Raw genomic sequence first — 488 nt, forward strand, 5'->3', positions numbered from 1 at the left:
GCCCGCGCCGCGTCGAGCTGGATCTGCCCGGCCAGCTCGAGCAGCAGCTGGTCGGCTATCCGGTGCGGCCCAAGAGCCTGTATTTCCGCCGCGGCCTGATCCCGTCCTGGTCCAAGCCGACGCTGGTGATCCGCAACGAGAACATCCTGACGCCGACGGAAGCCGAGCCGATCGCGCCCGGCGATTACATCTATCTGCTGGCGCCGCCGGAAAAGGCCGAGTCGCTCGACCGCTTCTTCGTCGACATGCAGCCGAGCTCGGCGCCGGATCCGCATCTGCTCGGCGACTTCATGGTCTCCGGCGAGCACACGCTCGCCGAGCTCGCCGAGATCTACGGCGTGAAGGTGAGCGACGACGAGACCAAGCTCACACTCGCCGATTATTTCGACGTCCATCTCGACCGCGCGCCGAAGGAGGGCGCCGAGCTCGCGCTGGACGAGATCGTGCTCGTCGCGCGCTCGATCTCCGGCGGCCGCGTCAGCGTCGTC

1 protein-coding gene is annotated in these 488 nt (G+C 67.8%); it reads left to right on the forward strand.

Annotation, left to right across the window (positions count from 1 at the left end; genetic code table 11):
* Positions 1-488 (forward strand): transporter associated domain-containing protein (locus MOV74_RS40230; RefSeq protein WP_309486900.1); only part of this gene is annotated, 488 nt, incomplete at both ends.

Source organism: Bradyrhizobium sp. SHOUNA76, from assembly GCF_023006445.1.
Classification (GTDB): Bacteria; Pseudomonadota; Alphaproteobacteria; order Rhizobiales; family Xanthobacteraceae; genus Bradyrhizobium.